Source organism: Pseudogemmobacter faecipullorum, from assembly GCF_020539525.1.
GTDB classification, from domain to species: domain Bacteria; phylum Pseudomonadota; class Alphaproteobacteria; order Rhodobacterales; family Rhodobacteraceae; genus Pseudogemmobacter; species Pseudogemmobacter faecipullorum.
In genome coordinates this window covers 170,184-196,973 of record NZ_JACDXX010000006.1, presented here as the reverse complement: position 1 = coordinate 196,973, position 26,790 = coordinate 170,184, and the positions used below count along the sequence as shown (strand labels likewise).

The 26,790-nt window shown below is 63.6% G+C and carries 25 protein-coding genes; 17 read left to right on the top strand and 8 right to left on the bottom strand.

Translation table 11 applies throughout. The annotated features are described in order from the left end of the window. The first annotated feature begins 163 nt into the window (after positions 1-163). Positions 164-832, top strand: coding sequence for a PAS domain-containing protein (locus H0485_RS08705; RefSeq protein ID WP_226934978.1), 669 nt, complete (start codon positions 164-166; stop codon positions 830-832). A gap of 52 nt (positions 833-884) precedes the next feature. Here the strand turns inward: H0485_RS08705 and H0485_RS08700 are convergent, their stop codons facing one another. After that, positions 885-2,267 (bottom strand): class II 3-deoxy-7-phosphoheptulonate synthase, encoded by a 1,383-nt coding sequence (locus H0485_RS08700; RefSeq protein WP_226934977.1) that lies wholly within the window; start codon positions 2,265-2,267, stop codon positions 885-887. 253 nt (positions 2,268-2,520) lie between these two features. On the opposite strand from H0485_RS08700, the gene H0485_RS08695 reads away from it, so the two are divergent. Beyond that, positions 2,521-3,558, top strand: coding sequence for a GlxA family transcriptional regulator (locus H0485_RS08695; protein WP_226934976.1), 1,038 nt, complete (start codon positions 2,521-2,523; stop codon positions 3,556-3,558). Positions 3,559-3,694: 136 nt separating this feature from the next. Here H0485_RS08695 and H0485_RS08690 read toward each other — a convergent pair whose 3' ends face one another. Beyond that, positions 3,695-4,804 (bottom strand): PQQ-dependent sugar dehydrogenase, encoded by a 1,110-nt coding sequence (locus H0485_RS08690; RefSeq protein ID WP_226934975.1) that lies wholly within the window; start codon positions 4,802-4,804, stop codon positions 3,695-3,697. Positions 4,805-4,981: 177 nt separating this feature from the next. On the opposite strand from H0485_RS08690, the gene H0485_RS08685 reads away from it, so the two are divergent. From H0485_RS08685 to H0485_RS08655, 7 genes are all read left to right on the top strand, one after another. Next, complete coding sequence (locus H0485_RS08685) at positions 4,982-6,184, top strand: ABC transporter substrate-binding protein (protein ID WP_226934974.1); 1,203 nt, start codon at positions 4,982-4,984, stop codon at positions 6,182-6,184. A 150-nt stretch (positions 6,185-6,334) separates the two neighbouring features. After that, positions 6,335-7,117: an ABC transporter ATP-binding protein gene (locus H0485_RS08680; protein ID WP_226934973.1), complete on the top strand. Its 783-nt coding sequence runs from the start codon at positions 6,335-6,337 to the stop codon at positions 7,115-7,117. Next, a complete protein-coding gene (locus H0485_RS08675; RefSeq protein ID WP_226934972.1) occupies positions 7,114-7,827 on the top strand; it encodes an ABC transporter ATP-binding protein in 714 nt (237 codons plus the stop codon). Before H0485_RS08680 ends, H0485_RS08675 begins: the two co-directional genes overlap by 4 nt. A 2-nt stretch (positions 7,828-7,829) precedes the next feature. Then, the gene (locus H0485_RS08670; RefSeq protein ID WP_226934971.1) at positions 7,830-8,204 is read left to right on the top strand and encodes a hypothetical protein; all 375 of its coding nucleotides are present in this window, start codon (positions 7,830-7,832) and stop codon (positions 8,202-8,204) included. Further along, on the top strand, positions 8,204-9,208 hold the full coding sequence (locus H0485_RS08665; RefSeq protein WP_226934970.1) for a branched-chain amino acid ABC transporter permease: 1,005 nt from the start codon (positions 8,204-8,206) through the stop codon (positions 9,206-9,208). Before H0485_RS08670 ends, H0485_RS08665 begins: the two co-directional genes overlap by 1 nt. A 1-nt stretch (position 9,209) precedes the next feature. Beyond that, complete coding sequence (locus H0485_RS08660; RefSeq protein WP_226934969.1) at positions 9,210-10,517, top strand: branched-chain amino acid ABC transporter permease; 1,308 nt, start codon at positions 9,210-9,212, stop codon at positions 10,515-10,517. Positions 10,518-10,634: 117 nt separating this feature from the next. Further along, positions 10,635-13,055 (top strand): GcvT family protein, encoded by a 2,421-nt coding sequence (locus tag H0485_RS08655; protein WP_226934968.1) that lies wholly within the window; start codon positions 10,635-10,637, stop codon positions 13,053-13,055. 170 nt (positions 13,056-13,225) lie between these two features. Here H0485_RS08655 and H0485_RS08650 read toward each other — a convergent pair whose 3' ends face one another. Together H0485_RS08650 and H0485_RS08645 are read right to left on the bottom strand one after the other, a co-directional pair. After that, entirely contained in the window at positions 13,226-15,706 is a 2,481-nt protein-coding gene (locus H0485_RS08650; protein WP_226934967.1) for a Hint domain-containing protein, read from the bottom strand. 760 nt (positions 15,707-16,466) lie between these two features. Continuing rightward, positions 16,467-17,486 carry a hypothetical protein gene (locus H0485_RS08645; RefSeq protein ID WP_226934966.1) on the bottom strand — a complete coding sequence of 340 codons (1,020 nt, stop codon included), beginning with the start codon at positions 17,484-17,486 and terminating at the stop codon, positions 16,467-16,469. A gap of 411 nt (positions 17,487-17,897) precedes the next feature. Here H0485_RS08645 and H0485_RS08640 point away from each other — a divergent pair, with 411 nt between their 5' ends. The 5 genes from H0485_RS08640 (at position 17,898) to H0485_RS08620 (ending at position 21,026) form a co-directional block, all read left to right on the top strand. Then, on the top strand, positions 17,898-18,392 hold the full coding sequence (locus H0485_RS08640) for an SspB family protein (RefSeq protein WP_226934965.1): 495 nt from the start codon (positions 17,898-17,900) through the stop codon (positions 18,390-18,392). Continuing rightward, a complete protein-coding gene (locus H0485_RS08635) occupies positions 18,392-18,973 on the top strand; it encodes a class I SAM-dependent methyltransferase (protein WP_226934964.1) in 582 nt (193 codons plus the stop codon). Before H0485_RS08640 ends, H0485_RS08635 begins: the two co-directional genes overlap by 1 nt. 189 nt (positions 18,974-19,162) lie before the next feature. After that, positions 19,163-20,557 (top strand): class II fumarate hydratase, encoded by a 1,395-nt coding sequence (gene fumC / locus H0485_RS08630; RefSeq protein ID WP_226934963.1) that lies wholly within the window; start codon positions 19,163-19,165, stop codon positions 20,555-20,557. Positions 20,558-20,565: 8 nt separating this feature from the next. Then, positions 20,566-20,790, top strand: coding sequence for a DUF4169 family protein (locus tag H0485_RS08625; RefSeq protein WP_226934962.1), 225 nt, complete (start codon positions 20,566-20,568; stop codon positions 20,788-20,790). Positions 20,791-20,795: 5 nt separating this feature from the next. Further along, entirely contained in the window at positions 20,796-21,026 is a 231-nt protein-coding gene (locus H0485_RS08620) for a ribbon-helix-helix domain-containing protein (RefSeq protein ID WP_226934961.1), read from the top strand. On the opposite strand, the gene H0485_RS08615 is transcribed toward H0485_RS08620, so the two are convergent. The 3 genes from H0485_RS08615 to H0485_RS08605 all read right to left on the bottom strand — a co-directional run bounded on the left by H0485_RS08615 (position 21,027) and on the right by H0485_RS08605 (position 22,810). Next, entirely contained in the window at positions 21,027-21,770 is a 744-nt protein-coding gene (locus tag H0485_RS08615) for a DUF1638 domain-containing protein (protein WP_435531489.1), read from the bottom strand. It abuts the gene before it with no gap. Between the two features lie 7 nt (positions 21,771-21,777). Then, positions 21,778-21,933 (bottom strand): hypothetical protein, encoded by a 156-nt coding sequence (locus tag H0485_RS08610; RefSeq protein ID WP_226934959.1) that lies wholly within the window; start codon positions 21,931-21,933, stop codon positions 21,778-21,780. A 178-nt stretch (positions 21,934-22,111) separates the two neighbouring features. Continuing rightward, positions 22,112-22,810, bottom strand: a complete 699-nt coding sequence (locus H0485_RS08605; RefSeq protein ID WP_226934958.1) for a corrinoid protein — start codon at positions 22,808-22,810, stop codon at positions 22,112-22,114. 282 nt (positions 22,811-23,092) lie between these two features. Between H0485_RS08605 and H0485_RS08600 the strand changes: the two genes are divergently transcribed. Further along, a complete protein-coding gene (locus H0485_RS08600) occupies positions 23,093-24,157 on the top strand; it encodes a PA0069 family radical SAM protein (RefSeq protein WP_226935006.1) in 1,065 nt (354 codons plus the stop codon). A gap of 3 nt (positions 24,158-24,160) precedes the next feature. Here the strand turns inward: H0485_RS08600 and H0485_RS08595 are convergent, their stop codons facing one another. Then, positions 24,161-24,637, bottom strand: coding sequence for an MmcB family DNA repair protein (locus H0485_RS08595; protein ID WP_226934957.1), 477 nt, complete (start codon positions 24,635-24,637; stop codon positions 24,161-24,163). Positions 24,638-24,882: 245 nt separating this feature from the next. On the opposite strand from H0485_RS08595, the gene purD reads away from it, so the two are divergent. Together purD and H0485_RS08585 are read left to right on the top strand one after the other, a co-directional pair. Further along, entirely contained in the window at positions 24,883-26,145 is a 1,263-nt protein-coding gene (gene purD, locus H0485_RS08590; RefSeq protein WP_226934956.1) for a phosphoribosylamine--glycine ligase, read from the top strand. Between the two features lie 80 nt (positions 26,146-26,225). Then, on the top strand, positions 26,226-26,726 hold the full coding sequence (locus H0485_RS08585) for a GNAT family N-acetyltransferase (protein ID WP_226934955.1): 501 nt from the start codon (positions 26,226-26,228) through the stop codon (positions 26,724-26,726). The last annotated feature ends 64 nt before the right edge of the window (positions 26,727-26,790 follow it).

Sequence of the window (26,790 nt, the reverse complement as noted above, 5' to 3'; positions counted from 1 at the left end):
AAAGAATCACCCCCGAAATCAGCGGATGGCGCGTATTATAGCCGCACATTCCGCCGCAGTTCCGGGTTAGCAAAGCGGCACCCAACCGGCAAGTTCGGTCGTGCCGCCCCCTTTTTCCTGCAGTGGCATGTCTGTGTGCAGTTGCCATGTGAAGGAGTGCGGAATGCTTGATCAGGAAATCGACGGAACCGGGCCCATGCGTCCGGTTCGCTTTGGCGCTCTGGCGCAGCTTCGGGAGCACTGGCAGCGGCTGTGCGCGCGCCACGGTGGCCCGCCCCCCTCCTCGGCACTGGATCCGGCGGATCTGGGACCACTGATCGAGGATCTGTTCATCGCCGAAAGGATCGGACGCGGCCTGCTCAGGCTGCGCGTGGCCGGGCGCAATCTCTCGGCTCTGGCCGGGGTGGATATGCAGGGCCTGCCGCTTTCGGCGCTGCTGACACCGGAAACCCGGATCAGCTTTGCCGATCTGGTCGAGCGCATGTTCCGCGATGGTCAGCCGGTCGAGACCGGGCTGCGCGCCAGTTCAGGCTATGGGCGCCAGATCGCCAGCGCGCGGCTGCTGTTGCTGCCGCTGGCCCTGCCCCGGCTTGGGCCAGAGGTTTTGCTGGGCTGCCTTGCCACCGAAAGACCGCAGAGCCATATGCCGGGGCTGCGCTATGCGATCAGCGGGCCTGACATGCTGCTGCCGCTGACCTCAGGCCTTGCCCCGGCGCTGCCACGCGGGGCGCGCGGGCCCAGGCTGCTGCTCGATCAGCCCTGGGTCAGGCGGGCCCCCGCGCGCCGCGCGCCGGGCCATCTGCGCCTTGTGGCCAGCCGCGAAAGCGCCTGAACAAAAAAGCCCGCCAGAGAGTGGCGGGCTTTTTCTGAGTATAGCCGATGCCTTACAGCGCGATGCGGCGGCTGTCCTCACGCTGGCGGGTCAGCTCTTCCGCAACGAGGAAGGCCAGTTCCAGCGATTGCGAGGCGTTCAGACGCGGGTCGCAGGCCGTGTGATAGCGGTCACGCAGATTCTCATCGGTCACCGCGCGCAGGCCACCGGTGCATTCGGTCACATCCTGGCCGGTCATCTCAAAATGCACGCCGCCCGGGATCGAGCCTTCGGCCTTATGGATGGCGAAGAAGTCGCGCACCTCGCCCAGCACCGATTCAAACGGCCGGGTCTTATAGCCCGAAGCCGCCTTGATCGTATTGCCATGCATCGGATCACAGGACCAGACGACATTGGCACCCTCTTCGCTGACCGCTCTGATCAGACGCGGCAGGTGATCGCCCACCTTACCGGCGCCGAAACGCGCGATCAGGGTCAGACGGCCCGGCTCATTCTCCGGGTTCAGCTTCGCCATCAGCACTTTCAGATCATCGGCCGTGGTCGAGGGGCCGCATTTCAGACCGATCGGGTTGAGCACGCCCCGACAAAACTCGACATGGGCCCCATCCGGCTGACGGGTGCGGTCACCGATCCAGATCATATGACCCGACCCCGCCACCGGCTGACCCGAAATCGAATCGACCCGGCACAGAGCCTCTTCATATTCCAGCAGCAAAGCCTCATGGCTGGTGTAGAAATCAACGCTCGAGAGCTGATGCGCGGTTTCCGAATTCACCCCGGCCGCATTCATAAAGTCGAGCGCATCCGAGATGCGGTTCGCCATCTCGCGGTAGCGCTCGGCCTTGTCATGTTCGGCAAAGCCCAGGGTCCAGGAATGAACCCGGTGGATATCGGCAAAGCCGCCGGTCGAGAAAGCGCGCAAGAGGTTCAGCGAGGCCGCGGCCTGGGTATAGGCCTGCAGCATCCGGTTCGGATCGGGGATCCGCGCCTCGGTGGTCGCCTCAAAACCGTTAATGATATCACCACGATACGAGGGATATTCGACGCCGTCGATCATCTCGGTCGGGGCCGAGCGCGGCTTGGCGAACTGCCCCGCCATCCGGCCGACCTTGATCACCGGCACTTTCGCGCCCCAGGTCAGCACCATTGCCATCTGCAGCATGACGCGGAAAGTATCGCGGATATTATCGGCCGAGAATTCCGAGAAGCTCTCGGCACAATCGCCACCCTGCAGCAGGAAGGCCTTGCCCTCGGCCGCCAGCGCCAGCTGCTTTTTCAGCCGCCGTGCCTCGCCGGCGAAAACCAGCGGAGGATATTTGCCGAGCTGGGCCTCAACCGCGCCAAGCGCGGTCGCATCGGGATAATCAGGCATCTGAATGCGCGGCAGAGCGCGCCAGTCTGATTTCTTCCAGCCTATGGTCCTGGCGTCGTCCATGACCCCTCCTTCCGAAGTTCACTCGGCAGTGATTGCGTTAACCTGGCCAGCATATACGCACCGAACCCCCGGCTTGCATAGCCCCCGCCCCTTTGGCTGAAGGGCCATTCCGCACCCCCCGGTGGCCGCGCCGGGCAAGGGCAAAGCCATTGCGCCCGCTGGTTGCATCAGCGCCCCTTGCGTCAGCGCGGGATTTCAGCTTTCGTCACATGATTGCGACATCTGAGGTCGCTGATAATCAAAGGCGGATCCGATGCCCAGCCAGGTGAGCAAGGCAATTCCGAACGGCGCAGGGGCCGGGGCGCGGCGTTTCGTGTTTCTGTTGCTCGACCGCTTTACCCTGCTGGCCTTCGCCTCAGCCATTGAGCCTTTGCGCATCGCCAATCGCGTGGCCGGAAAAACCCTTTATTCCTGGTCGCTTGCCGGAGAAGGCGGCGAAACCGCGACCTGTTCGAATGACACGGCCTTCAAGCTCGATATGGGGCTGGTGGAAATCAGCCGCGAGGATGTGGTGCTGGTCTGCGGCGGTATTGATGTCCATAAGGCCGTCACCCGGCCGGTCCTGTCCTGGCTGCGGCGCGAGGCGCGGCGCGGCGCGACCATCGGCGGGCTGTGCACCGGTGCCTATGCGCTGGCGCGCGCCGGGCTGCTTGACGGCAAAAAGGCGACGATCCACTGGGAAAATCAGGATGGCTTCCTTGAGGAATTTGAGGATGTGCGGCTGACGAAATCGGTTTTCGTCATGGATGGCACGCGCTGGACCACCGCCGGAGGCACCTCCTCGCTTGATCTGATGCTGAAGGTGATTGCTGCCGATCATGGCGAGACCCTGGCCAATACCGTGGCCGATCAGCTGATCTATTCGACCATCCGCACCGATCAGGACACGCAGCGCCTGTCGATCCCGACCCGGATCGGCGTGCGTCATCCCAAGCTCAGCCAGGTGATCCAGATGATGGAGAGCAATATCGAGGATCCGATATCGCCCGCCGATCTGGCCGAACATGTCGGCATGTCGACGCGCCAGCTCGAGCGGCTGTTCCGCCGTTATCTCAACCGCAGCCCGAAACGCTATTATATGGAGCTGCGGCTTTCCAAGGCGCGTAACCTGTTGATGCAGACCGATATGTCGGTGATCAATGTGGCTCTGGCCTGCGGTTTCACCAGCCCGTCGCATTTCTCGAAATGCTACCGCTCGCATTATTCCACCACGCCTTACCGCGAGCGCGGCACGCAAAGCGGTCCGGGCGGCGGTCCGGGCAGCGCCCCCGCCGCCCGGCTGTCGATCTGAAGCCGCGCGCCGCGTCGGGCGCTGTTCATCTGTCCTTAAATATCCCCGCCGGAGGCCCTGTTTTTCCGATAAACCGGGGCCCGGGCGGGGTTTCTCAGGCGGCCCGGACCGGGCCGGGCCTCACTCTGCCGGGGCCTCATTCTGCCGGGGCCAGGCGGTATAAAGCGCCATTGCCCTCCGACAGGAACCAGATCGCGCCATCCGGCCCCTCGCGCAGATCGCGCACCCTCAGGGTTTCCTCGCTCGCGATACGCTCCTCAGCCCAGCCGGTCGGTGCCGCCTGATCCGGGTCGAGCCGCGAGATGAAATCCATTTTCAGCGATCCGGCGAAAATATCGCCCTGCCATTCGGGGATCAGCGCCCCGGAATAGACCATCAGCCCCGAAGGCGCGATCGAGGGATCCCAGTAGTGCAAAGGCTGTTCCATCCCCGCTCTGGCCTGGCCCTCGCCGATCTTGCGGCCATTGTAATTCACCCCATAGCTGATCACCGGCCAGCCGTAATTCAGCCCCGCACCGGGGCGGTTGATCTCATCCCCGCCCTGGGCGCCATGTTCTGAAGTGACCAGCGCGCCCTGCAGATCGAGGCCCGCGCCCTGGATATTGCGATGCCCGACCGACCAGACCCCGGGCCGCCAGCCCGGCCGCGTCACCCCGGGGCTGCCGTCGCGGTTGAGCAAGATCACCGAGCCGGTGGCAAGGCCCGGATCCTGGGCCTCCATCCCCGCCGGGCCGGTGCCGCGGTCGCCGGTGGTCAGCCAGATCCTGCCATCCCTGCCCTCGACGAGGCGGGCGCCGAAATGGCGGCTGGCGGGCAGGCTTTCGCCCTCAAACACCGGCTCAAAGCCCTCGAGCCGGGTGAAATCCTCTGAGAGCCGGCCAAAGCCCGCCCGCAAAGCCAGCCCCTCGCCCGAACGGGCGACATAGCTGAGCCAGATCTGACGGCTGCGTTTAAAATCGCGCGGCACCATCACATCGAGCAGCCCGCCCTGGCCAAGCGCGGTGATCTCGGGCAAGCCGCTGACCGGGCTGGCCTGCCCCGCGCGCAGGATCAGCAGACGGCCGTCAATTTCGGTGACGATCAGCGCGCCGCCGGGCAGAAAGCCGAAAGACCAGGCCCCCTCCAGCGCCGCGGCGACCGGCGTCACCACCATCTCTCCGGCCGAGGTCTGCAGCCGGGTCTGGGCCGCAACCGGCCCGGCGATCAACAGCAGCGCCAGCCCCGCCCCCTTCATGTTCCACCCCATCGAAAACCCACTCCTGCACTATGACAACCAACCCGCAGACTGACCTGCGCGAGGGGGCGCGAACAGCCCTGTTTTAGCGCGAAACCGTCACGTCAGCGCGAGGTGAACTCACTTTTCAATTCAGTTTTTGCTCGCTAGGCTCGCTTGCAGGATCTCGATCCAGTCAGGGAGATATTAATGAAAAAAATTCTGCTCGCCTCCGCAGCCTGCGCGCTCGCGGCTGGTACCGCTTCGGCTGAGGATGTGAAAATTGGCATCCTGCTGGGCTTCACCGGCCCGATTGAAACCATTGCTCCGAATATGGCTCTGGCCGGCGAAATGGCGCTGAAAGAAATCAATGACTCGGGCAAGGCCGCCAATGGCTGGACCTTCTCGGCCGTCCGCGCCGATTCAACCTGTATCGATGCCGCGGCCGCCACCGCCGCCGGTGAGCGCCTCGTGACCTCGGAAGGGGTCAAAGGCCTGATCGGCGCCGATTGCTCGGGCGTCAGCCGCGCCGTGCTGTCAAATACCGCTATCCCCAATGGCATGGTGATGATCTCGCCCTCGGCCACCTCGCCGGCTCTGTCGGATGATCCCGATGAGGGGCTGTTCTTCCGCACCGTGCCCTCGGATGCGCGCGAAGGCGTGATCATGGGCGATATTCTCGCTGAGCGCGGCGTGAAATCGATGGCGCTGACCTATTCGAATTCCGATTATGGCAAAGGCCAGGCCGATGCGATTGCGGCGGCGGCCGAAGCCAAAGGCATCACCGTCACCATCAATGCCAGCCATGATGACGGCAAAGCCGATTACTCGGCTGAGGTGGCGGCACTGGCGGCAGCGGGCGGCGATATTCTCGTCGTGGCGGGCTATGTCGACCAGGGCGGGCGCGGCGTGATCCAGGCCGCGGTCGATACCGGGGCCTTCTCGCTCTTCGGCCTGCCCGGCGGCATGTTCGGCGAAAGCCTGACCCAGGCCATCGGCTCGGCGCTCGACGGCTCATACGGCCAGCACCCCTCCTCGGATGCGGCGGGCTATCAGACCTATCTTGATGCCGCCAAAGCCTATGATCCCTCTTTCGACGGCTCGACCAATTTTGCCCCGAATACCTATGATGCGGTGGCGGTGATGGTGCTGGCGATGCAGGCCGCCGGTTCGACCGATCCCAAAGTCTATAAAGACAAGATCGCCGAGGTCGCCAATGGTCCGGCCGATGGTTCGGGCGAGGTGATCAACCCGGGTGAGCTGGGCAAGGCGCTGGAGCTGATCGCCGCCGGTAAGCCGGTGAATTACGAGGGCGCAACCGGCGTCACCTTCCTTGAGAATGGCGATGTCACCGGCCGCTACCGCGAATATGAAATCAAGGACGGCGTCTGGGAAACCGTGAAATTCCGCTGAAATCCAGGCGCAATGGCCCGGTGATGCTTGCTTCCGGGTAAAGCTTGACAAGAATCACAGGTCCGTGCATCGCGCGGGCCTGTTTGGTTAAAAACAACGCCCGGACCACCCCTCGGGGTGTATAACCGGGTGATTTCAGGGGGTAGTCCAATGATCCGGGTCGAAAATCTTCACCGGCATTTTGGCGGTTTTCACGCCGTTGACGGTGCCTCACTCAGCATCCGTCAGGGTACGGTCACCGGGCTGATCGGCCCGAATGGGGCCGGAAAATCCACGCTTTTCAATGTGATCGCCGGACGCCTGCCGCCAACCTCGGGCCGGGTGTTCATGGGTGAGGAAGAGATCACCGGACTGGCCCCGCATGAGCTGTTTCATAAGGGCGTGCTGCGCACCTTCCAGATTGCCCATGAATTCGGCTCGATGACGGTGCGCGAGAATCTGATGATGGTTCCGGCGCGCCAGCATGGCGAAAAGCTGTGGAATGCGATTTTTTCCCGGGCGCAGATCCGCGAGGAAGAGGAACGCCTGCGCGCCAAAGCCGATGAGGTGCTGGAATTTCTGACCATCAGCCATATTGCCGATCACAAGGCCAGCCAGATCTCCGGCGGGCAGAAAAAGCTGGTCGAGCTGGGCCGCACCATGATGGTCGACGCGAAAATCGTCTTCCTCGATGAGGTCGGCGCCGGGGTGAACCGCACCCTGCTCAACACCATCGGCGATGCGATCCTGCGCCTCAACCGCGAACGCGGCTATACTTTCTGCGTCATCGAGCATGATATGGAATTCATCGGCCGGATCTGTGACCCGGTGATCGTCATGGCCGAGGGCAAGGTGCTGGCCGAGGGCAGCGCCGCCGAGGTCCGCGCCAATGAGCGGGTGATTGAGGCCTATCTGGGCCGCGGCCTGAAAAACAAACTGAAGGCACAGGCATGAGCGCTCCGTTTCTGATCGGTGAGGCGATGACCGGCGGCTATGGCCCGGTCGATATCCTCCATTCCTGCACGCTCTCGGTCGAAAAAGGCGAGATTGCCGTGATCGTCGGCCCGAATGGTGCCGGCAAATCCACCGCGATGAAGGCGGTGTTTGGCATGCTGCCTCTGCGCCAGGGCACGGTGCGGCTCGATGGCGAGGATATCACCAGGCTGAGCCCCCAGGCCCGGGTCCGCAAAGGCATGGGCTTCGTGCCGCAGACCCATAATATTTTCACCAGCATGACGGTCGAAGAAAATCTCGAAATGGGCGCCTTCATCCGCCAGGATGCGGCAATCCGCGACACCATGGCCCAGATCTATGATCTGTTCCCGATCCTGAAGCAAAAGCGCAATCAGCCTGCGGGCGAGCTTTCGGGTGGCCAGCGCCAGCAGGTGGCGGTGGGCCGGGCGCTGATGACCCGGCCAAAGGTGCTGATGCTCGATGAGCCGACAGCCGGGGTTTCGCCCATCGTCATGGATGAGCTTTTTGACCGCATTATCGAAATTGCCCGCTCGGGGATCTCGATCCTGATGGTCGAGCAAAATGCCCGCCAGGCACTTGAAATCGCTGACAAAGGTTTCGTGCTGGTTCAGGGCAGCAACCGCTATACCGACACCGGGGCCGCGCTTCTCGCCGACCCCGAGGTCCGCAAGTCTTTCCTCGGGGGTTAACCATGGCCGGTTTCTGTCACTGTCTCGCACCGGCGGTTCTGCTCCTGGGCCTTGCGCAGAGCGCGGGCGCGGCCGGGCTTGACTGCCGCGCCGCTGAAATCTGCGAGGGCGGCACGGATTGCCAGCCCGCCGGAGAGGATGCGCTGAAACTGACCCTTAGCGGCATGGGCGCGGCTGAGGCCACGCTCGAGCGCGACGGCGCGGCGCTGAGCATGGCGCAGACCAGACCGGCGCCGATCTGGCGCTGGAGCGCCGGCACCGATCAGGGTCAGACCGAGATCCTCGCCTTCCGCGAGGCCGATCAGGCCTTCACCTATCTGATCCTTGAGGGCGGCCAGACCGCGCTGAAGGTCATCGGCCAGTGTGAGGTGCTGTGATGGATCTGCTCAATGCCCTCGTGGCTTTTACCAATTTCGTGCTGGTGCCCGGGCTGACCTATGGCAGCCAGCTGGCGCTTGGCGCGCTTGGCGTGACGCTGATCTATTCGGTGCTGCGCTTTTCGAACTTTGCCCATGGCGATACCATGGCCTTTGGCACGGTGATGACCATTCTCTTCACCTGGGCGCTGCAATCCTGGGGGATCAGCGCCGGGCCCTTGCCCACGGCCCTGCTGGCCCTGCCCCTCGGCATTGCCGCCACCGCGCTGATGGCCCTCGGCACCGACCGGCTGGTCTATCGCTTTTACCGCCGCCAGAAGGCCAAACCAATCATCCTGATGATCGCCTCGGTCGGCGTGATGTTCGTGATGAACGGCCTGGTGCGGATGATCCTCGGCACCCGCGAGGTCAAATTCGACGATGGCGGGCGTTTCCTGCTGGCGCCGAATGATTTCAAAGCCCTTACCGGGCTGGCCGAGCCGCTGGCGATCCGCGCCACCCAGGCGATTTCGGTTCTGGTGGCGGTGATCTGTGTGATCGCTCTGTTCTGGTTCCTCGGCCGCACCCGCACCGGCAAATCGATGCGCGCCTTCTCGGATAATGAGGATCTGGCTTTGCTTTCGGGCATCAACCCCGACCGGGTGGTGATGCTGACCTGGATCATTGCCGCCGCGCTGGCCACCATTGCCGGCACGCTTTACGGCCTTGATAAAAACTACCGGGTTTTCGTCTATTTCGGCATGCTGCTGCCGATCTTTGCCTCGGCGATTGTCGGCGGGCTCGGCTCGCCGGTCGGCGCGATCCTCGGCGGCTTTGTCATCGCTTTCTCGGAAATTCTGGTCACCAATGCCTGGCGCAAGATCCTCGGCTATCTGATGCCGGGTGACTGGCTGGGCGATGGGCTCTGGCAGGCTTTGTCGACCGATTACAAGGTCGCGGTCAGTTTTGTGATCCTGATCATTGTTCTTCTGGTCAGGCCCAATGGCATTATGGGGGGCAAGTGATATGTCGGCCACCACCCGCAACCTTTCGCTTTTCGCCGGTGTCGGACTTCTGTTCATCCTGACCGGGATGTTCCAGAGCTGGAACCTGTCGCTCAATATCCTCAATCTCGCGCTGCTCTCGGCGATCATGGCGATCGGGGTGAATATTCAATGGGGCTGGGCCGGACTGTTCTCGGCCGGGATCGTCGGCTCGGTGGCACTTGGCGGCCTGGCGGTGGTGCTGGTCTCGGGCAAGCCGGTGCCGGGCGCCTGGGAGGCGGGCACGCCCGCGATCTGGTCCGCCCTCGCCTTTGGCATTCTTGCCATTGCCCTGACGATCCGGATGAGCCGCAAACTGCCGCAGGGCGCGCCGCGCAGCCTTGGCTCTATTTTGTTCCTGCTGATCTGCTTCTTTATCTACCGCGCCCTGCTCGACCCTGCGGTCGCCGCGGTCGAGGCCAATAATTCGGCCCAGGCCGGCCATATTGGCGGGCTGGGGCTGAATTCGCTCTGGGCCTGGCCGGTCGGGGCTTTGTTTGCCGCGGCCGGGGCCTGGGTGATCGGCAAGGTCGCGCTTGGCCTGCGCGAGGATTATCTCGCCATTGCCACGCTCGGCATTGGCGAGATCATCATCGCGGTTTTGCGCAATGAGGACTGGCTGGCGCGCGGGGTGAAAAACCTGATCGACCTGCCCCGGCCCTGGCCGGTGCCCTATGAGGTGGCGCTCCAGGCCGATCCGGGCTTTATCGCCCGCGTCAGCGCGGCCGGTCTCGACCCGGTTTCGACCTCGGCGATCATGGTCAAGCTGATCTATGCCGCCCTGTTCTGCGCCGTGCTGCTGGTGCTGATCTGGTTTTGCGAACGCGCGCTCAACAGCCCCTGGGGCCGGATGACCCGGGCGATCCGCGATAATGAGATCGCCGCCGCCGCCATGGGCAAGAATGTCAAATTCCGCCATCTGCAGATCTTCATCATCGGCTCGGCGGTGGTGGGGCTTGCAGGCGCGATGATGACCTCGCTTGAGGGCCAGCTGACGCCACCCTCCTATACGCCTTTGCGCTTTACCTTCCTGATCTGGGTGATGGTGATCGTCGGCGGCTCGGGCAATAACTGGGGCGCGATCCTTGGCGGCGTGCTGATCGGCTGGCTCTATCTGGCGGTCGAATTCCTCGGGCCGCAGCTGATGGGCTGGATCACCGCCGGTCTGCCCAATGGCGCGCTGAAAACCCAGCTGGCGGAATCGGCGGCGCATATGCGGCTTTTGTCGCTGGGGGTCATTCTCTTGCTCGTGCTGCGCTTTGCCCCGCGCGGCCTGATCCCGGAAAAATAACCCCGGGGCCGCTCTCTCCCCGTTTGCGACCCTCACCGGTCGCGAACGGGCCTGCCTTTGCCAGGCGTTCCGGCTCACTCTGAGACACCAACCCCTCAGATCTGCCGGAGTGAACGGATGAAATCCCATACCCGCGTAGTGGTCATCGGTGGCGGCGTTGTCGGCTGCTCGGTGCTGTATCACCTCACCAAACTCGGCTGGTCCGATGTGATGCTGATCGAGCGCTCCGAGCTGACCTCGGGCTCGACCTGGCATGCAGCAGGCGGCTTTCACACCATGAACGGCGACACCAATATGGCGGCGCTGCAGGGCTATACGATCCGGCTCTATAAAGAGCTGGAGGCGATCACCGGACTGAGCTGCGGGCTGCATCATGTCGGCGGCATCACCCTCGCCGATAACCCGGCCCGGTTCGAGCAGCTGAAGGCCGAGCGGGCCAAACATCGCTATATGGGCCTTGATACCGAGATCCTCTCGCCCGCCGAAATCGCCGAGCGCACCGATGGCATGGTAAATCTCGACGGCATTCTTGGCGGACTTTACGATCCGCTTGATGGCCATCTCGACCCTTCGGGGACCACCCATGCCTATGCAAAGGCAGCGCGGATGGCCGGGGCCGAGATCGTGCTGCACAACCGGGTGCTGGAGACCCGCCCCACGCGCGAGGGCTGGGAGGTGGTGACCGAGAAAGGCACTGTCACCTGCGAGCATCTGGTCAATGCCGCTGGCCTCTGGGCGCGCGAGGTCGGCGCCATGGCCGGGGTCTATCTGCCGCTGCTGCCGATGGCGCATCAGTATCTGGTCACTGAAGACATTCCCGAGATCATGGAGCTTCTGAAACAGGGCCGCGAATTCCCGCATGTGATGGATCCGGGCGGCGAAAGCTATCTGCGCCAGGAAGGCCGGGGGCTCTGCATCGGTTTTTATGAAAAACCCTGCGAGCCCTGGGCGCTGGACGGCACGCCCTGGACCTTCGGCCATGAGCTGCTGAACGAGAATTACGACAAGATTGCCGACAGCGTCGCCTTCGCCTGGAAACGCTTCCCGGTGCTGGAGCGTTCGGGCGTCAAACGGGTGATCCATGGCCCCTTCACCTTTGCCCCCGATGGCAATCCGCTGATCGGCCCGGTGCCGGGGCTGAAGAATTACTGGTCGGCCTGCGGGGTAATGGCCGGGTTCAGCCAGGGCGGCGGCATGGGGCTGGCGCTGGCGCAATGGATGATCCTGGGCGAGGTGGAGCGTGATCCGCGCGGCTTTGACGTGGCGCGTTTCGGCCCCTGGATCTCGCCCGGCTATACCGTGCCGAAAGTCATTGAAAACTATCAGATGCGGTTCAACGTCTCTTACCCCAATGAAGAGCGCCCGGCCGCCCGCCCCTGCCGCACCACGCCGATGTATGATGTTTTCGACAAAATGGGCGCGGTCTGGGGCCAGCAATACGGGCTGGAGGTGGTGAATTATTTCGCCCTTCCCGGCGAGGCGCGGGTTGAGACCCCGACCTTCCGCCGATCCAACGCCTGGGAGGCGACAGCGCGTGAGGTGAAAGGCCTGCGCAGCGGCGTCGGCATCAATGAGCTGCAGAATTTCGGTAAATATCTGGTCACGGGCGACGGCGCCCGGGCCTGGCTCGACCGGATCATGGCGGGGCGGATCCCGAAACCAGGGCGGATTTCGCTGACGCCGATGCTGGCGCCTTCGGGGAAGATCATCGGCGATTTCACCGTCTCCTGTCTGACGGAAGCCCGCTTCCAGCTGACCGCCAGCTATGGCGCCCAGGCCTGGCATATGCGCTGGTTTGAGGCCCATGCTGCCGAGGGGGTGAGGGTTGAGAATATCTCGGACAACCGCTCGGGCTTTACCATTGCCGGGCCAAAAGCGCGCGCGCTGCTGGCGCGGGTGACCCGCGCCGATGTCAGCGCCGAAGCCTTTAAATTCATGGATGTCAAAGCCCTGACCATCGGCATGGCCAATTGCCTCGTGCAGCGCGTCAGCTATACCGCCGATCTTGGCTATGAGATTTTCTGCGATCAGATGGCGGTGCGTCCGCTCTGGGACCGGCTGATGGCGGCCGGGGCCGATCTCGGCATCACCCCATTCGGTATGCGGGCGATGATGAGCCTGCGTCTTGATAAATGGTTCGGCTCCTGGGGGCGCGAGTTCTCGCCCGATTACACCCCGGGTGAGACCGGGCTTGACCGTTTCATCGACTGGAACAAGCCCGCCGACTGGATCGGCAAGGGCCACTGCCTCGCCGAACGTGCCGAGGGGCCGAAACGCCGCCTGGTGCCGATGGTGATTGAGGCTGATGCGGCCGATGTCGTGGCCTGGGAGCCGGTCTGGCTTGAGGGTGAAGTGATCGGCTGGTGCAGCTCGGGCGGCTATTCGCACTGGACCGGCCTCTCGGTGGCGCAGGGTTTCATCCCCGCCGATAAGGTGCAGGACGGCCTCGCGCTCGAGGTAGAGATCCTCGGCCAACGCCGCCCGGCCCGCATCCATCTCGCCCCGATCTGGGATGACGGCGGCAGGATGCGCGGCTGATCACCGGCAGAGCAGCCTCAAAGGCCGGGGGGCTTTCCCCGGCTTTTTTTTCCGTGCCCGCGCGGGGGCGGTGCCATGAAACAAAAAAGGGGCCCCTTGCGGAGCCCCTTTCCTCTCGCCCCTGACCTGGTGCCGGGGGTTCGCTGCATAACTGGTATAATCCGCGCAGATCAGCGCGACAGCAGGCGCGCCTCGTGTTTTTTCAGCGTGCGCCGCGCCGCCTGATAGCCCTGCAGCCCGGCCTCGGTCTGCAGCTCGGGGAACAGCTCGAAAATTTCGCTGCGCTGCGAATTGCCCATGCCTTTCAGCGTGTAATCGCCGGGCTGGAAGCTCTCGGTCCAGGCCCCGTCGGACAGCACAACCTCATGGCGGTCGCACATGAAGTGGATATAGCTGGTGCCGACCGAGGTGATCTGCTGAATGCCCGGCGCGCCGATCAGATGTTTCGCCGCCACCAGCACCTCATGCTCATCGAAGTAAAGCTGGGTGCGGTCATTGGCGACCAGAATCCGGTGGTTCGGCGAGACCAGCATATCGCGCTCGGGCAGGCCATGGCCAAGGCTATGCGCTTTGATCAGGATCGGCTGCAGATGCCGGTTCTGTGCCAGTTCCTGGCCGGTCAGCGGCTTTTCCCCGACCCAGCGGATTTCCTGAATGCCATTGTCGCGGGTGATCACCCGGTCACCGGCACGCAGTTCCTCGACCAGAACCTCACCGCGCGGCGTCGCGATCAGCGTGCCGGGGGTGAAGCAGGGGATGACATTCTCGATATTGCGGAAATCGAGATGGCCGACCTCATTGCCATCGCTGTCGAGGAAATGAACGCGGCCATTCTCGGCATTTTCCGGATCGTAATCAATGCGCAGCGGACCAGCGCCGGTGAGGTCGAGCGTGTCGTAATCATCGCCCTCCTCATTGCCGTCGATATAGCTGCCAATCCCGGCGCCCTGGGTCTCGATGATGATGGTATCACGGTCGGCTCCGCCAAAGACGGTATCGCCCGTACCGGAGACATTGATCAGATCGGCACCCGCGCCGCCATAGGCGACATTGGCGCCGGCGCCGCCATGGATCGTATCTGCGCCATTGCCGCCGTAGAGCGTGTCATCGCCCGCGCCACCGTTCAGCAGATCATTGCCGCCCTCGCCATGCAGGATGTCATCGCCGTCATCGCCGTTCAGCGTATCATTGCCACCGCCGCCAAACAGCTGATCATTGTCGATGCCGCCAAAGATCAGATCATTGCCGGCACCGCCGTAGATCGTGTCATTATCATCGCGGCCATAGATCGTGTCATTGCCCGCACCGCCATAAATCAGATCGGTGTTATTGTCGGGACGCAGGTCGCGGTCATCGGGAATATCCAGCGCCTCGCCGATGCTGTCATCCAGCCCGCCATAGATCAGATCATTGCCATCGCCGCCATAGAGCGTATCCGCGCCCTCGCCGCCGATCAGCGTGTCATTGCCGTCACCGCCATAGACCAGATCGGCGTCAATGCCGCTGTCGATCCGGTCATCGCCGGCCCCGCCATAGATGGTATCGGCATCATCGCCGGTGCGGATCGTATCATTGCCCGCGCCGCCATAGACCAGATCGCGGTCATCATCGGGAGTGGCATCAGCAGGGTAATAGCCCGGGTAGTCAATATCGGGCAAAGCGGTGACCGGGCCGGAAGTGTCGATCAGATCATCGCCATCCCCGCCATAGACGGTGTCATTGCCAATGCCACCATAGATCGTGTCATTGCCCTGATCGCCATGCAGCAGATCATCGCCATTGCCGCCATAGATCAGGTCATCGCCGTGACCGCCAAAGACGGTATCATCGCCCTCGCCCGCGCGCACCGTATCATTGCCGTCACCGGCATAAACCCGGTCGTCATTCGGAGCGTCGCCCGGGATCAGCGCATCATCGCTGTCGATACGGTCGCCATCGCTGTCGATATAGCTGTGATCGATCAGATCATCACCCGGCGTGCCATAGACAATGCCGTCACGCCCGCCCGGGATGGGGTGATCCACCGTATCAGACAGCGAGAAATGGCTGATTGTGCCCTGGAAGTAATCGGTGATCGCCGGATTTTCCGGGCCGGTCGCGGTGCTCTGACCCGCGCCCAGCACCCAGGGCTGGCCATAGCCGGCCATTTCCGTGGTCAGCCCGGCCGGGACCGCCTCGCTATGGGTCAGGCCGGAACTGGTGTTGACAATGCTCAGCCCGCCCGGGCCATCGCTGTCCCAGGCATAGCTGAGGCTGATTTCATCGCCGGGGCCGAAGAAGCCCGCCCCGGTCGAGAAAACGGTTTCGCTGCCCTCGCCCTCATGGGTGATCACCACCCGGCCATCCGGGGTGATCTCAACCCTGAGGCTGCCCTCATTCAGCCCGGCATTATCGCGCGAGGCCACGGTCTGATTGCCGCTCGCGGGCAGCCCGGCCGGGGTAAAGTTCAGCCCCATCGTGCCCTGGTTCATCTGCAGCTCAAGCACCGGGAAGATCTTGGCATAGGCGGTGGTGCCGTTCAGCGTCAGCGCGCCGCCCCCGGCCGAAGCATCACCATAGAGGTAGCCGTCCTGCGGTCCATTCCCCAGGGCCTCATCACGGATATAATCTGTGGTTGCCTGTTCGAAACTGAAAAGCGTGAAAACCGGCATTATAATCCCTCGTCAAAATGACCCGCGGTGCTCCGCAGCTCCATCCCATTTCTGCGCCCGGACTGAGCCGGAGCCGATCAATGCAACGGATCCGCGCACGGAACCGTGCGACCCGCCGGATGGAGGTGTCTGGGATGAGGGGATGCCGGCTCATAAAAGCCGCTTCGAAAAATCGAAACACCGGACGACCGGAACAGCAGCACACTCGTAGCCCATCGCGTCTGAATTGAGACGCCCACCAACATACGACCGCCCCCACGGCCTATACGTCTTAAGCTGACGTTAAACATCTACCGCTCCGGCCCGGCGGTGGGAAGTGAAAAACGGCAGGAATAGGGCAGAGGTTACGTAATCCCTGACCAGGGCCCCGCTAAATTATGGCAATAAAAAGGCATATCCACGGTTCAGGGTTTCACGAAAGCCCGGTAATCCACCCGCAGCAGGCGAATAATTATACAATCAAATCATAAGCAACCCTGAATTCCCCGCCATGAGCTGCCGCGCTTCTGTTCCCTGACCGGCATCAATCCAGCCGGCCCTGCCGCGCGATCCTGGTGCCATCAACCGATCCGCCTCAGCAAAGGCCCTGCAACATTCTGTTGCGTGATCAGCGTCAATCTCGCCTGGATGCAGTGGCTGTTGCGAAAGAAGAAACGGCCTTGCCGGGGCTTGCGGCGAATCACCCCTGTCGTCCGGGGCGGAGATCTGCGCAAACATCCCCTGGCGCTGCGCATTGTGGCGGGCCAGGCCGGCACAGGCCTCAGGCGGCGGCGCTGAGCCGGGCCTCGAGCCGGGTCAGCTCGGCCTGAAGCCCCGGCGTGCCGCAGTCAAGCGCCCGGGCCAGATCGCGCAGACGCCAGCGCCAGTCCAGATGGCGCAGCGCCTGGCGGTGGTTTTCCGCCGCCCTGGCCGGGCTCCAGCCGCGCAGCGCCTCTGCGATCTGATCAAGATTGCGCTCGAGATCAATCGCCCCGGTATCGAGCACAGCGCCTGGCCAGCTGACCAGGCTCAGATCGCTTTTGGGCTGGGCCCCGGCAATGGTCGCGCCGCAGGCAATCGCATCGGTCCAGCGCGCGGTGATATATTCGCGCGTCGGATGGGTATAGGGCGCGGGCGCAGCGAGATTGGAATGGGCGATGACAAATTTGCTCTGGCCATACCAATCTGCCATCAGCGCCTGTTGCTGGCCCTCGGCCCGGGCCGGAAACGGCGGGCGGCCATGGAAGGTCAGGCCCCGGGCGGCACAGGCGGCAGCGGTGCGGGCATCATCATCCCAGGCCTCAGGCTGGCGGCCGATGCGCAGCACATCAATCGGCCGCTCTGCGGCGCCCGAGCCCAGATCCAGCACATCCGCCCCCCAGCCAAGGAACCGCGCCCGCGCCCCGCAGAGCGCCTGATACTCCGGGCCATCGCCTTTGCGCATATAGGCCACCAGATCAAATTTCGACAGCATATGCCGGACCGGGCGCATCAGCATATCGGTCCAGAAACTATCGATGATCCACAGGGCCCGGAAGCGGCGCGGCGCGGCAAACTGCGGATGGGCAAAGACCAGCGGCAGCTCGGCGGGCGAGCGCAGAATATAGATATCGCCGCCCTGCCCGCCCCGCCCGGGCCGCAACAGGGTGGCGCGCAGCCGGCCCGGCCATCCGGGCCCGGGCCCGGCAAGATCGAGCTGCTGCGCCTCGAGCAGCCGGGCGGCAAGACGCACCATATGACTGACCGGCATCCATCCGGGCTCGTCATTCGCAAAGTAAAAGAGGCGGGTAGATGCGGTCATCGTCAGATCCCGGGCCGCGGCCATTTTTTCGCAGGGCAGATGAGAGGTAGCGGAAACCCGGCCCGGTACGAACAGCTTTCTTGCCCCATGCACCAGGAAAGCCCGGGGTGTGGCTGCTTCTCCGCGCTGAATGCGCGCAAGGGCCCGGGGGGCAGAGGGCCCGGACCGGCCCACCCAGACCGCGCCCGGACCGCGCCCGGGATGATTCCCGGCGGCCCTGCCCGCCTGCGCGGTGATCCGGCCCCCCGCCCGCTGCGGCAGCCCGATGCGGCAGCGGGCGGGGGACAGTTGCATCCCGGGGAATTTTCTATAATTCAGGCCAGAAGGTTTAATCATACTGCAAGCTCTGGCCTGGCTCTTTTCTTGAGCGCCAAATCCCCTATGCTGACCAGGAAAACGGCGAGGATCCGGATGACACGCGCAATCGACTATGGAAATCTGATGCACAGGGCCATGCGCGGTCTGATCCGCTCGGTTCTGGAAGATGTCGCCGCCCATGGCCTGCCGGGCGCACATCACTTCTTCATCACCTTTGACACCACCCATCCCGATGTGGCGATCGCCGACTGGCTGCGCGAGCGCTATCCCGAGGAAATGACGGTGGTACTGCAGCACTGGTATTCCGGGCTTGAGGTGACTGAGGATGGCTTCTCGATCACGCTCAACTTCGGCAATGCGCCCGAGCCGCTGGTGATCCCCTTCGATGCTGTGCGTACCTTTGTTGATCCTTCGGTCGAATTCGGCCTGCGCTTTGAAAGCCAGTCCGATGAGGATGAGGAAGACGAGGAGGAAGACGAGGCCGGAGAAGAGAGCGCCGCAGAGGCCGGGGATCAGCCCGGCAGCGGCGAGGATCCCGGCCCGCGCAAGGCAGAGGTTGTCAGCCTCGATCAGTTCCGCAAGACCTGATGACCGGCGGCAACGGCGCCCTTCAGCCAGAAAGCGATCTGGCGCTGTTCCGGCGCCGGTTGCTGCGAAATCCGCGCCAGGTCTCGGCCATTGCCCCCTCATCGCGTACCCTCGCCCGCGCCATGACCCTCGGGATTGGCCCGGGCTCGGGCCAGGTGGTCGAATTCGGCCCCGGCACCGGCCGCTTTACCGAAGCCCTGCTGGCCCGCGGCCTGCCGCCCGAAAAGCTGACCCTGTTCGAGCTGGATGATGAATTCGTCCCCTATCTGCGCCGCAAATTCCCCGGCGTGACCGTGCATCAGGCCGGGGCCGAGACCGCCGCCCGCCTGATCAGGGGCAAGGTCTGCGCCGTGATCTCGGGCCTGCCGCTGCTGTCGATGCCCGATGAGATCCGCGAGGCCATCGTTACCGCCGCTTTCGACATTCTGGCCCCGCGCGGCAGCTATGTGCAGTTCACCTATGGCCAGCGCCCGCCGCTGCCGCCCGGGCTGATCGCTGAGCTGGGGCTGAAGGTGAACCGGGGCCATAAAATCTGGGCCAATCTGCCCCCGGCCCGGGTCTACCGTTTCCGAAAGGCCTGACGCCCCCGCAAGGCCTGACGCTTCCGCAAGCACTGTGGCCCTTAGCCTTTCCCCTTGTGCAAATATCCCGGGGGTCCGGGGGCTGGCCCCCGGCCTTGCTTCCCCCGCCACCATGTATGCCATAGTATACTGATTGCCCCCCCTGCCGCGCTGCGCTAGAGCAGGCGCGAGAGTTTGCAGGAGGCTTCTATGACCGCGACCCGCACCGAAACCGACAGCTTTGGCCCGCTTGAGGTTCCCGCCGATAAATACTGGGGCGCACAGACCCAGCGTTCGATCATCAATTTCCCGATTGGCTGGGAGAAGCAGCCGGTTCCGGTGATCCGCGCGCTCGGCGTCATCAAGAAAGCCGCCGCCATCGTCAATGCCGCCCAGGGCGAGCTCGATGCGGAGCTGTCGAAAGCCATTCAGGCCGCCGCTCAGGAAGTGATCGAGGGCAAATTCGACGATAATTTCCCGCTGGTGGTCTGGCAGACCGGCTCGGGCACCCAGTCGAATATGAACGCCAATGAAGTGATCTCGAACCGCGCGATTGAGATGCTCGGCGGGGTGATGGGCTCGAAAAAACCGGTCCATCCGAATGACCATGTGAATATGGGTCAGTCGTCGAATGACACTTTCCCGACCGCGATGCATGTCGCCATCGGCATGCATGCCCGCGATCTGCTGATCCCGGGTCTGGAAAAGCTGTCAAAAGCGCTCTGGGCCAAATCGGATGAGTTCAAAGACATCATCAAGATCGGCCGCACCCATACCCAGGATGCAACGCCCCTGACCCTTGGTCAGGAGTTCTCGGGCTATGCGACCCAGGTCGATAAAGGCATTGCCCGGGTGAAAATGTGCCTCGGCGATATCTATGAGCTGGCCCAGGGCGGCACTGCTGTCGGCACCGGGCTGAACACCAAAAAGGGCTATGACACCCGCGTCGCGGCCGAGATCGCCACGATCACCGGCCTGCCTTTTGTCACCGCTCCGAACAAGTTCGAAGCGCTGGCCGCACATGATGCGATGGTGATGTTCTCGGGCGCGCTGAAGACCGTGGCCGGCGCTTTGTTCAAAATCGCCAATGACCTGCGTCTCTTGGGTTCGGGCCCGCGTTCGGGTCTGGGCGAGCTGATCCTGCCGGAAAATGAGCCGGGCTCCTCGATCATGCCGGGCAAGGTCAACCCGACCCAGGCCGAGGCGCTGACCATGGTCTGCGCCCATGTCATGGGCAATGACGCCGCTGTCGGCTTTGCCGGGTCGCAGGGCCATTTCGAGCTGAACGTCTATAACCCGATGATGTCCTATAACGTGCTGCAGTCGATGCAGCTTCTCGGTGACGCGGCCTCGTCCTTCACCGATAATATGGTGGTCGGCACCCAGGCCAATGTGGCCCGCATCGACAAGCTGATGAAGGAATCCTTGATGCTGGTGACGGCTCTGGCCCCGACCATCGGCTATGACAATGCCACCAAAGTTGCCAAAACCGCGCATAAGAACGGCACCACTCTGCGCGAAGAGGCGATTGCGCTTGGCTTTGTCGATGGCGAGACCTTTGACCGCGTGGTGCGGCCCGAGGATATGATCGGCCCGAAGGACTGATCAGCACCATGGCAGAAATCGTCAGCCTGAACCGCTTCCGCAAGGAAAAGGACCGCGTTGCGAAACGCGCCAGGGCTGACGCCAATGCAGTGAAATTCGGCCGCACGAAGGCTGAGAAAGATCTTGAGAAAGCGCGGGCCGAGCAATCCGCCCGCGCGCTCGACAGCGCAAAACGCGATCAGAGCTCGGGGGAAGCGGCGCCAGGCCCTGCCCCGCAACCGGATCAGGACTGAGAGCCATGTCGGTACAGGTCAAACATTCCCTCACCCTCAGGGGGCACCGCACCAGCGTCACGCTTGAGGATGAATTCTGGCAGGCCTTCACCCGGATCGCGCGGACGCGCGGCCTTTCGGTCAATGCGCTTGCCTCTGAGATTGACGAGGCGCGCCGGTCCGAACAGGGTCTGGCCTCGGCCATCCGGCTGTTCTGCCTTGCCTGGTATCAGCAACAGGCCAGCCAGCAGGGCTGATCAGAGCCGCGCCAGCGCCGGGGCCAGATCGCCATAGCCGGTAAAGCGGCGCTCATAGGCCAGCCCCAGCCGCGCCGCGCAGGCTTCGGCCTTGGCATCGAGCGCCGGATCATCGGTCTGGGCCTGGTAGATCAGCCGGTCATAATTGCCAAACAGCATATCGCGCAGCTCAGGATGGCGGTCTAACCCCATGGGTTTCCAGACAAAAGCATCAAACTGCCGCACCAGAAAATCGGTCAGATAAAAGGCGGTATACTCAGCCCCGGCCCGTTCGGCGAACCCGGCATTGCCCTCGAAAAACGAATAGCAATGCGGCCCCTCGACCATCTCCACCCCCAGCTCGGCGCATTTCACAGCCAGCAGCCCGCCGGTGCCGCAATCGGCATAGACCACGAAAATCTGCGCATAATCCGCCCGGTGCTGCAGCACCGCCGCCTCGACCGCCAGGGTGATGCGGTCGGGCCAGAGATGCAGATTGGCCGGCAGGCATTGCAGATCGAGATGGTCCCAGCCGTTCACCCGCTTCAGATCAAGGATCTCACGCGCCAGCGCGCCGCAGGCGATCAGCAGCACCCTGCCCTCGCCCCTGGCCGCCAGTCCCTGCCGGGCCAGCACGTCATCTGATGGCAGCGCGGCGCCCGTATCCCGGGGCTGCAGATGGCCATCGCCCCGCGCCGCAGGCCCTGCCATATGGGGCGCCTGATCCTGGCCAGCAAGGCGCGAGGCACGGCCGCGGCGCATCAGATGAGGATCAGCGCCATTGCCTTGCGCCCATGATCAGGCTGCCGGCAAGGGCGGCAAAACTCAGCGCGATCAGCGGCACCCCGGCATTAAAGGCCAGAACCAGCGTCAGCGCGGCGGCAAAAATCACCAGAGCGATCAGACCAAGAAAGGACGTCAAAGGCATAGATAACCCCTCCACAGGGTTAATCTGGGAAGATTCGCGATCAGCCGCAAGTGCTGCGGGTGGTGTTGTCAGGGCGCTGCGCAGAAAAAGCCCCCGGCCAACGGTTTTCCGCTCTGCCGGGGGCTGATCTCTGAGTGGCAAAGGCCGGGGACAGATCACCCCGCCCCGACACGCCCGCTCAGGCGCTCAGCTGATTATGCTTGCGCGCAACCAGGGTTTTCGCGGTTTCCACCGCAACCGCGGCATCGCGGCAATAGGCATCGGCGCCGATAGCCTTGCCAAATTCCTCATTCAGCGGTGCGCCGCCGACCAGCACGATGTAATCCTCGCGCAGGCCCTTTTCCTTCATCGTATCGATCACGACTTTCATATAGGGCATGGTGGTGGTCAGCAGTGCCGACATGCCGAGAATATCGGGCTGCTCAGTGGCAATCGCCTCGAGATATTTCTCGACCGCATTATTGATGCCAAGATCGACCACCTCAAAACCAGCGCCTTCCATCATCATCGCGACGAGGTTCTTGCCAATATCGTGAATGTCACCCTTCACGGTGCCGATCACCATCTTGCCCATGCGCGGCGCGCCGGTTTCGGCCAGCAGCGGCTTGAGGATGGTCATCCCCGCTTTCATCGCATTGGCCGAGAGCAGCACTTCCGGCACGAAAAGAATGCCATCGCGGAAATCGTCACCGACGATTTTCATCCCCGAGACCAGCGCTCCGGTCAGCACATCATAGGGTGTCCAGCCGCGGTCGAGCAGGATGCGCGTGCCTTCCTCGATCTCTTCTTTCAGACCGTCGTAAAGGTCATCATGCATCTGCAGGACCAGCTCTTCATCCGGAAGTTCGGAGAGAATGATTTCATCGTCATCAGCCATGGCGCACTCCGGATGGGCGTAAGGAAAATCCTGATCCCCTGCATGAGCCGAAACCGACATGACGCCTTGGCAGTTTGCGACATACGCCGAGAGAAAGCCGACTTCCGCCAGCAAAGCCTTCCCCCGGGCTGAAGATTGTTCTACATTTGTTCACCTTCCTTCCAGGTGAATCACATGCCCCGTTCCCCCGGCCCGCCCGCAGATCTGCCGCTGCTCAGTCATCGACCCGCGCCACCGCCCGCCTTCTCGCCACCCGCCGTCTCGCCACCCGGTGCGGGGCTGATGGCGGGGGACAGGCTGCGCGGCCGGGGTGCTGCCAGCAATGAGACCGGCCGCTTTGAGGGGCTGGTGCGCGAGGCCTTTGCCGATGACTGGGATCTGCCGGTTGAGGATAGCCTGATTGAGACCGAGGTGCGGCTTGAACAGCCGCGTTCGGCGATCAGCCGCAACAGCTCGCCCGATCTGCCCTTTGACCGCTCGGTCAATCCCTACCGCGGCTGCGAACATGGCTGCGTCTATTGTTATGCCCGGCCGAGCCATGCCTATCTCAATCTCTCGCCGGGGGTGGATTTTGAGACGAGGCTGCTGGCCCGCCCCGGCATCGGCGCGGTGCTCGACCGTGAGCTGCGCGCAAAAAGCTACCGGCCCGGGCCGATGGCCATCGGCACCAATACCGACCCCTATCAGCCGGTTGAGGCAAAATATCAGGTGATGCGCGAAGTGCTGCAGGTGCTTGCCGCCTTTAACCATCCGCTCGATATCACCAGCCGCGGCACGCTGATCGAGCGCGATATCGATCTGCTGGCGCCGATGGCGGCAAAGGGCCTGGTATCGGTCGGGATCAGCATCACCACGCTCGATGCCGGGCTGGCGCGGCGGATGGAGCCGCGCGCCCCGGCCCCGGCCCGGCGGCTGCAGATGATCCGGCGGCTGAGCGAGGCGGGCATTCCGGTGCGGCTGATGCTGGCCCCGGTGATCCCCGGCCTCACCGATCATGAGCTCGAGGCAGTGCTCGGCGCGGCAAAAGAGGCGGGGGCAGAACATGCCAGCTGGATCCTGTTGCGCCTGCCGCGCGAGGTCTCGCCTTTGTTTCAGGACTGGCTCAGCCGCTGCGCTCCGGGGCGGGCCGCGAAGATCATGGCCCGGCTCGGCGATCTGCATGGCGGCAAAGACTATGACCCCGCCTTTGGCAAAAGATTTCGCGGCGAGGGGCTGTGGTCACGGCTGATCCGCGACCGGTTCCGCACTGCCACGCAGCGGCTGGGGCTGAATGAGACCCGGCTGCAGCTGCGCACGGATCTGTTCTCGGTGCCTTTCAGCAAAGGCGATCAGCTCGGGCTGTTCTGAGCCTCAGCCGCCGCTGCGCAGGGCAAGCCCCGGGTCCCGCAGGGCCTGCAGCCGCAAAGCGGCGGCCCGGGCAAAGAGCCGCGTCACCGCCTTGCGCCGCGCCGGAGCCAGCGCCGTCTCGGCCGCCATCCCGGCAATCTCGCCGCCGAAAGCATCGGCAAGGATCAGCCCCGCCCCCTCTGGCAGGATCTCACGCGGGAAATCCACCGGCACCGCCCAGAAAAACCGGTCGCAATATCCGGTATATCCCTGCCATTTGCGATCGGCGCGGAAATCGGCCCGGCTGGATTTGCATTCGACAATCCAGATCTCGCCCTTCGGTCCCAAAGCCATGATATCGGCGCGCAGTTTTCCGGCCAGCGGCATTTCCTCAACCGCGGCAAAATCAAAGCTGCGCAACAGCCGCGACACGCCGCGCTGCAGCCGCTGCCCCGCCAGCGCGGGCAGAATATCATCCGGGATCTGATCGGGATTTTCCATTGCTTCACCATGAACAAATCAGAAACACTTGTCCAGATCCCCTGCCCCGGCCCAGCCCCTCCCGGATGCTCCGGGGCCTCCGGCGGGGATATTTCAGGACAGATGACTTTCCCGGGGTTTTTCATCTGTCCTGAAATATCCCCGGGGAGGCGCAAGCGCGCCGGGGGCAGCGCCCCCTCCGCGCTTGCCACCCGGGCGCGAGGCCTCTATCAGGCGGCTCAAACGGCAAAGGACGGAGCGGCACGATGAACATTCTTATTCTCGGCAGCGGTGGACGCGAACATGCTCTGGCCTGGGCCCTGCGCCAGAATCCGAAATGTGACCGCCTGATCGTCGCCCCGGGCAATGCCGGGATTGCGGGCCTTGCCGAAACCGCGGCGCTCGACATTATGGACGCGGCCAAAGTCGTGGCCTTCTGCGAGGCCAATGCCATTGATTTCGTCGTCATCGGCCCCGAGGCACCGCTCTCGGTCGGCGTTGCCGATGCCACCCGCGCCGCCGGTATCCTGACCTTCGGCCCCAGCGCCAAAGCGGCGCAGCTGGAAGTGTCGAAAGGCTTTACCAAAGAGATCTGCGACGCCTGTGGCGCGCCGACCGCTGCCTGGGCACGCTTTAACGAGGCCGATGCCGCCAGAGCCTATATCCGCGAAAAAGGCGCGCCGATTGTGGTCAAGGCCGATGGCCTGGCCGCCGGCAAAGGCGTGATCGTCGCTATGACCCTGGAAGAGGCGCTCGGGGCCATTGACGATATGTTCGGCGGTGAATTCGGCACCGCCGGGGCCGAGGTGGTGATCGAGGAATTCATGGCAGGCGAAGAGGCCAGCTTCTTCATCCTGACCGATGGGGTGAATATGCTGCCCATTGGCACCGCCCAGGATCATAAGCGCGTCGGCGAGGGCGATACCGGCCCGAATACCGGCGGAATGGGCGCCTATTCCCCGGCCCCGGTGCTGACGCCCGCGATCCAGCAGCAGGCGCTTGAGGAGATCGTCCTGCCGACGATCCGCGAGATGGCCAGGCGCGGCACCCCCTATCAGGGCGTGCTCTATGCCGGGCTGATGATCGAGAATGGCCGCGCCCGCCTCGTTGAATATAATGCCCGCTTCGGCGATCCAGAAACCCAGGTGCTGATGATGCGCCTCGGCGGCCAGGCGCTGGATCTGCTGCTGGCCTGCGCCGAGGGGCGCCTCGATCAGGCCCGGGCCAACTGGGCCGATGATCATGCGATCACCGTGGTGATGGCAGCTCAGGGCTATCCCGGGGCCTATGTCAAAGGCTCGGTGATCGGCGGGCTCGACCAGCTGAGCGAAGACAGCTGCCATATGGTCTTCCATGCCGGGACCAGCCTGAAAGACGGCCAGATCACCGCCAGCGGCGGCCGGGTGCTCAATGTCACCGCACGCGGTGCGACCCTGGCCGAGGCCCGCGATGCGGCCTATCAGATGATCGGTGGCATCGCCTGGCCCGAGGGCTTTTGCCGCAAGGACATTGGCTGGCGCGCGCTCTGAGCCGCCGCTTTTCGCCGGAGGGTGGCGGCATTCTGCCCCCTCCCGCAAAGCTTTGACAAAGTCTGAGGATCTGGCCGGACGTGTATAGTCTTGCAGAAGAAACCGAGGCCGACTGGTGGGAGGTAGAGGCGCTTTACGACCTCTGCTTCGCGCCCGGCCGCACTGCACTTTCCTCATATCGGCTGCGCGATGGCGTGCCGATGATCGCGCCTTTATGTCTGTGCCTGCGCGACAGCGAAGGCCAGCTGGCCGGGGTGATCCGCTACTGGCCCGCCCTGGTCGGCGAGGCCAGCATTCTGCTGCTCGGGCCGGTTGCAGTGCATCCGACGCATCAGGGCGAGGGGCTGGGGGCGCTTTTGATCAATGAAAGCCTTGTCGAGGCGCGACGCCTCGGCTGGGAGCGGGTGCTGCTGGTCGGTGACGCGCCCTATTACAGACGTTTTGGCTTTAAAAAGCTTGAGGGCGTCGAAATGCCCCCGCCCACCAACCCCGAGCGGGTGCTGGGCTTTGAGCTGAAACCCGGCGCCTGGGAGGGCATCCGCGGCCGGGTCAGCCGCGCCGCTGCCGATCCGGCGCCCTGACGCCCGCCCCCCGGTTGCCTCGCTCCGGTTGCCCCGCTCCGGTTGTCTCGCTCCGGTTGTCTCG

What these genes read in the sequence shown, in the direction of transcription:
- H0485_RS08705 (WP_226934978.1), top strand. Translation starts at nt 164, where the DNA reads ATGCTTGATCAGGAAATCGACGGAACCGGGCCCATGCGTCCGGTTCGC.
- H0485_RS08700 (WP_226934977.1), bottom strand. Translation starts at nt 2,267, where the DNA reads ATGGACGACGCCAGGACCATAGGCTGGAAGAAATCAGACTGGCGCGCT.
- H0485_RS08695 (WP_226934976.1), top strand. Translation starts at nt 2,521, where the DNA reads ATGCCCAGCCAGGTGAGCAAGGCAATTCCGAACGGCGCAGGGGCCGGG.
- H0485_RS08690 (WP_226934975.1), bottom strand. Translation starts at nt 4,804, where the DNA reads ATGGGGTGGAACATGAAGGGGGCGGGGCTGGCGCTGCTGTTGATCGCC.
- H0485_RS08685 (WP_226934974.1), top strand. Translation starts at nt 4,982, where the DNA reads ATGAAAAAAATTCTGCTCGCCTCCGCAGCCTGCGCGCTCGCGGCTGGT.
- H0485_RS08680 (WP_226934973.1), top strand. Translation starts at nt 6,335, where the DNA reads ATGATCCGGGTCGAAAATCTTCACCGGCATTTTGGCGGTTTTCACGCC.
- H0485_RS08675 (WP_226934972.1), top strand. Translation starts at nt 7,114, where the DNA reads ATGAGCGCTCCGTTTCTGATCGGTGAGGCGATGACCGGCGGCTATGGC.
- H0485_RS08670 (WP_226934971.1), top strand. Translation starts at nt 7,830, where the DNA reads ATGGCCGGTTTCTGTCACTGTCTCGCACCGGCGGTTCTGCTCCTGGGC.
- H0485_RS08665 (WP_226934970.1), top strand. Translation starts at nt 8,204, where the DNA reads ATGGATCTGCTCAATGCCCTCGTGGCTTTTACCAATTTCGTGCTGGTG.
- H0485_RS08660 (WP_226934969.1), top strand. Translation starts at nt 9,210, where the DNA reads ATGTCGGCCACCACCCGCAACCTTTCGCTTTTCGCCGGTGTCGGACTT.
- H0485_RS08655 (WP_226934968.1), top strand. Translation starts at nt 10,635, where the DNA reads ATGAAATCCCATACCCGCGTAGTGGTCATCGGTGGCGGCGTTGTCGGC.
- H0485_RS08650 (WP_226934967.1), bottom strand. Translation starts at nt 15,706, where the DNA reads ATGCCGGTTTTCACGCTTTTCAGTTTCGAACAGGCAACCACAGATTAT.
- H0485_RS08645 (WP_226934966.1), bottom strand. Translation starts at nt 17,486, where the DNA reads ATGACCGCATCTACCCGCCTCTTTTACTTTGCGAATGACGAGCCCGGA.
- H0485_RS08640 (WP_226934965.1), top strand. Translation starts at nt 17,898, where the DNA reads ATGACACGCGCAATCGACTATGGAAATCTGATGCACAGGGCCATGCGC.
- H0485_RS08635 (WP_226934964.1), top strand. Translation starts at nt 18,392, where the DNA reads ATGACCGGCGGCAACGGCGCCCTTCAGCCAGAAAGCGATCTGGCGCTG.
- fumC (WP_226934963.1), top strand. Translation starts at nt 19,163, where the DNA reads ATGACCGCGACCCGCACCGAAACCGACAGCTTTGGCCCGCTTGAGGTT.
- H0485_RS08625 (WP_226934962.1), top strand. Translation starts at nt 20,566, where the DNA reads ATGGCAGAAATCGTCAGCCTGAACCGCTTCCGCAAGGAAAAGGACCGC.
- H0485_RS08620 (WP_226934961.1), top strand. Translation starts at nt 20,796, where the DNA reads ATGTCGGTACAGGTCAAACATTCCCTCACCCTCAGGGGGCACCGCACC.
- H0485_RS08610 (WP_226934959.1), bottom strand. Translation starts at nt 21,933, where the DNA reads ATGCCTTTGACGTCCTTTCTTGGTCTGATCGCTCTGGTGATTTTTGCC.
- H0485_RS08605 (WP_226934958.1), bottom strand. Translation starts at nt 22,810, where the DNA reads ATGGCTGATGACGATGAAATCATTCTCTCCGAACTTCCGGATGAAGAG.
- H0485_RS08600 (WP_226935006.1), top strand. Translation starts at nt 23,093, where the DNA reads ATGGCGGGGGACAGGCTGCGCGGCCGGGGTGCTGCCAGCAATGAGACC.
- H0485_RS08595 (WP_226934957.1), bottom strand. Translation starts at nt 24,637, where the DNA reads ATGGAAAATCCCGATCAGATCCCGGATGATATTCTGCCCGCGCTGGCG.
- purD (WP_226934956.1), top strand. Translation starts at nt 24,883, where the DNA reads ATGAACATTCTTATTCTCGGCAGCGGTGGACGCGAACATGCTCTGGCC.